This is a genomic window from Arthrobacter sp. SPT-J7 (genome assembly GCF_059089965.1).
Map to the genome: position 1 here is coordinate 1 of NZ_JBNHFF010000266.1, position 4,049 is coordinate 4,049.

A 4,049-nucleotide genomic window follows, 5' to 3' on the forward strand; every position below is an offset into this window, starting at 1 on the left:
CCGGCCTTTTCCTGCTGACCGGCGCCAGCCTGAAACGCCTCTGGGCTGCCGTCCGCCCGCTCGCCGCCGTCCTCCTGGTGATCGGGCTCTTCCAGTGGTGGCAGCTCGGAGCACCAACCGCTGCCCGGATCGTATTGAACATCCTCGTTTGTGTGGTGGCGGCGTCGCTGCTGACCGCCACCACTCCGGTGCAGCGCCTGCTGGACGGAGTGGTCAAAGCGGCCCACCCCTTCCGGCGGTTCGGCGCGGACCCCGAGCGGTTTGCCCTCACCATCGGCATCATGCTCCGAAGCATCCCCTACATCGCCGGAACGTTCGCCGACGTCCGGGATTCGGCAAGGGCCCGGGGGCTGGAGCGCAATCCCCGCGCCCTGATCCTCCCGGTATTCATCACCTCCGTGGCCTTCGCCCGGCAGACGGGCGAAGCGCTCGCCGCCCGCGGCCTGGGCGACGCCGAAGACCAAGGTCCCGGGAGAGCGCCCTAGAGCTGCTCGTATTGCAGCAAGGCGGCGGTACCCATTCCGCCGGCGATGCTGATCATGGCCAGCGCCAAGCTCCCCGGCGTTCCGGCCCTCCGCGCCTGTGCCAGCAGGCGGGTCACCAGCACAGCACCCGACGCTCCGTACGCGTGCCCTAAGGCCAGTGCGCCGCCGTCGAGATTCACCCGCTCGGCGTCAATCCCCAACTCGTCAAGGCAGGCAAGCGTCTGCGACGCGAACGCCTCATTGAATTCCACCAGGTCCAGCTCATCCGCTTTCACACCCGCGGCTGTCAGCACGTTGCGCGCAGCAGCGGCGGCACCGATGCCCAGCAGCTCGGGCTCCACGCCCGTTGTCCCGGTGCCGAGCACCAGCAGACCGTCCGGGGCACCCATTTCCCGGGCCCGCTGCAGCGAAGTGATAACGACGGCGGATGCCGCGTCCGCGTCGAAGCAGGAGTTTCCGGCGGTGACAGTTCCCCCGTCCACAAAGGCGGGAAGGAACCGTGCCGTCACCGCCGCGCTCAGGCCCCGCCGTGGCCCGTCGTCCGCAACGACAATACCGGCAGCTGTCTCCAACGGGACCAGCTCGCGGTCGAAATGTCCGGTTTCTGCAGCAGCGAGGGCAAAGCGGTGGCTGCGCAGGGCGAAGGCATCCTGCCGTTCCCTGCCGATACCGAACTTCCGCGCCACGTTTTCAGCGGCCACGCCCATGTCCGGGTCTCCGAAGCTGTCCGGCACAAACTGTGCACGCGCGTAAAACTCCGGCCCACCGTCGTCATTACGGTGCGCGCGCAGGGGCGCGGTGCTGGTGCTTTCCACTCCCCCGGCCACATAGAGCGGGTTGCCGCCGGCCGCCACCAGTCCGGCAGCGAGGACGATCGCGTCCAGGCCCGAGCCGCACTGGCGGTCCACAGTGAGACCGGGGACCGTGACGGGCAGGCCGGCCTCCAGCAGTGCAAGCCTGGCCACGTTTCCGCTGCCGCCCACCGCGTTGCCGATCACCACATCCGTGACAGCACCCGGCTCCACACCCTGAACCGCGACCAGCTCCCGCAGGACCGGCGCCAGAAGCTCGTGCGCCCGCAAGTGTCGCAACACCCCGTTGGTGCGGCATACCGGGGTGCGGCGGGCCGCGATGATGACCGGCTGACGGTCCGCCGGAAGGAGCTCAGGCGCCAAGGTTCCGGATCCTGTGATCCCCCGAGCTGATCCACTCCAGCAGCAGGTTCCTGCTGACCTTGCCGCGGTCGGTGGTGGGCAATTCGCTGACCTCATAGTACTGAAGCGGCCACTTGTCGCGGGCCAGGATACTGTCCAGGCCCGCCTTCAGCTGTGTTGCGGTAACAGCACCGGCGGACGGCACAACTCCGGCCACCACCCGCTGTCCCCGCAGGTCATCCGGCATCCCGGTGGCCACAGCGGCGGCGACGCCGGGCACGGCCGCCAGTGCCAGTTCCACCTCATGCGGATACACGTTTTTGCCGGCAGTGAGGATCATGTCCGAACGACGACCCAGGATGTGAAGCTCCCCCGCCTCCAGATAGCCTTGGTCCCCCACCGTGAACCATCCGTCGAAGGACCGTAAAGCCTGGCCGTCGTCCCCCCAGAGGTAGCCGTTGCTCACCATGGGGCTCCGCACGCAGATGTTGCCGACGGTCCCGTCCGGAAGGGCTTCACCCGCGTCATCGAGGATCCTCACGTCAACGCCGGGAAAGGGACGCCCGATGCCGGTCCCGCCCACGGCTGCCTCCTTGCCCGCAGCCAGGCCTGCCCCCGATACGAAGCTTAGCTCCGAAGCGCCGTAGTACTCGAAGATGGTGGCGTTCGGGGCCCAGCGGCGGGCAGCTTCGAGAGTCCGCGCATCGAGTTTCGAGCCGGCGCAGATGATGGTGCGGAGCCCGGAGGCGTCAACGCATCCCGTCAGTCCGCGCTCGCTCAGCATCCTCAGCATGGTGGGGACCAGCACCAGCCGGGTGACCCGGTCGTACGAGATGGCCGCGTGGACGTCGCCGACATCGAACGCTTCGAGGGTCTGGAATTCGGAGCCGGCGTAGAGGCACTCGGCCAGGGCATAGAGGTTAAGGCTGGCGGCCAACGGCCCCGGGGCCAGTGTGACGTCGTCCTGGCGGAGCCCGAAGAACTCGATGGACGCGTCGAAGGATTCCTGCCAGGACCGCCGGGACCGGGTGAAGGCCTTTGGGACGGAGGTGGTGCCTGATGTGAGGCCGATAAGGAAAGTGGACTCCGGAGTCCCGTCGGCAAATTCATCACCCGGGGACACCGCGGCGGGTTGGGCTGATGATTCAACGCGGCGGACAATGTCATCCTGCAGTGTGGCAGGCCAGGCGGGATCAAGGACGGCGCACTGGCGCCCGCCTGCTACAGCGCCGGCGAACTTGGCCACAAAGTCGACTGAGTTGGCTTCGCAGAGCGCAGTGACGGCCTTCGTTTCAGCGACCAGCGCGGCGGCGGAATCACGGAGTTCCGCCCAGGCGAGGCGTTGACCTGCAACCACGACGGCGGTGTCGTGCGGCCGTTCTTCGGCCCAGCGCTGGATTCTGTTCAGGAAAGGCACCGGACCAACTTTACCCGCCGGCACGGATTGAGCCTTAGGTCCACGGGTAATGTGATTTTATGAGCTTCAACGATAATGTCCAGCTGGATCCTTCACAGGTCCAGGACCGGCGCGGCATGGGCCGCGGAGTGAAGGTGGGCGGCGGCATCGGCGGCGGGCTCATCCTGCTCATCGCCGCGCTTCTAGGCGTCAACCCGGAGTTGCTGGAAGGACTGGCAGGGGCAGGCCAGGCGCCGCAAAGCCAGGGCACCGCCCCGGCCTGCGAGAGGGGGGCGGATGCAGATGCCCGGGTGGACTGCCGCATCACGGGCACCGTGAACAGCCTGAACGCCTTTTGGCCCGCGTATTTGCAGCAGTACAACGTGCAGTACCCGCGGCCGGAGACGGTGATCTTCGAGCAGGCGGTGGACACAGGCTGTGGGACAGCCTCGAGCGCCGTTGGCCCGTTCTACTGCCCGGCCGACACCACCGCCTACTTCGATCCCGGCTTCTTTCAGGAGCTCGTGGACCGCTTCGGCTCCTCCGGTGGGCCGTTGGCGCAGGAGTATGTGGTGGCCCACGAGTTCGGACATCACATCCAGAACGTGCTGGGAAACCTTGACCAGGCACAGCAGGATCCGCAGGGCCCGGAGTCCGGTGCCGTGCGCGTTGAGCTTCAGGCCGACTGCTATGCGGGGCTGTGGGCCAAACACGCCTCCACCCAACCCGGCCCGGCAGGCGAGCCGTTCCTGGAGGCGCTCACACAGCAGGACCTGAACGACGCACTGTCCGCCGCCTCGGCCGTCGGCGATGACCGGATCCAGGAGGCCGCCACCGGACGCGTCTCCCCCGAAGCCTGGACCCACGGCTCCAGCGAGCAACGGCAGCGCTGGTTTTACACGGGCTACGAGACCGGCGACATCACCCAGTGCGACACCTTCTCTGCACCCACCCTCTAGCGAGGCCGGTGGGGACGACGACGGCCGGTACCTTCCGTGGGGAAGGTAACCGGCC

At 67.6% G+C, this 4,049-nt stretch carries 4 protein-coding genes; 2 read left to right on the forward strand and 2 right to left on the reverse strand.

Going from position 1 to position 4,049, the window contains the following annotated elements; genetic code table 11:
- On the forward strand, nucleotides 1–485 hold a 485-nt coding region (locus tag AC5RWX_RS31025; RefSeq protein ID WP_494100039.1), incomplete at its 5' end, for an energy-coupling factor transporter transmembrane component T family protein.
- On the opposite strand, the gene AC5RWX_RS31030 is transcribed toward AC5RWX_RS31025, so the two are convergent.
- A complete protein-coding gene (locus AC5RWX_RS31030; protein ID WP_494100040.1) occupies nucleotides 482–1,660 on the reverse strand; it encodes a thiolase family protein in 1,179 nt (392 codons plus the stop codon). The genes AC5RWX_RS31025 and AC5RWX_RS31030 overlap by 4 nt on opposite strands.
- Nucleotides 1,650–3,056, reverse strand: a complete 1,407-nt coding sequence (locus AC5RWX_RS31035) for a class I adenylate-forming enzyme family protein (RefSeq protein ID WP_494100041.1) — start codon at nucleotides 3,054–3,056, stop codon at nucleotides 1,650–1,652. The genes AC5RWX_RS31030 and AC5RWX_RS31035 overlap by 11 nt, the downstream gene beginning before the upstream one ends.
- Nucleotides 3,057–3,115: 59 nt before the next feature.
- Between AC5RWX_RS31035 and ypfJ the strand changes: the two genes are divergently transcribed.
- Nucleotides 3,116–3,994, forward strand: a complete 879-nt coding sequence (ypfJ, locus tag AC5RWX_RS31040; RefSeq protein ID WP_494100042.1) for a KPN_02809 family neutral zinc metallopeptidase — start codon at nucleotides 3,116–3,118, stop codon at nucleotides 3,992–3,994.
- The last annotated feature ends 55 nt before the right edge of the window (nucleotides 3,995–4,049 follow it).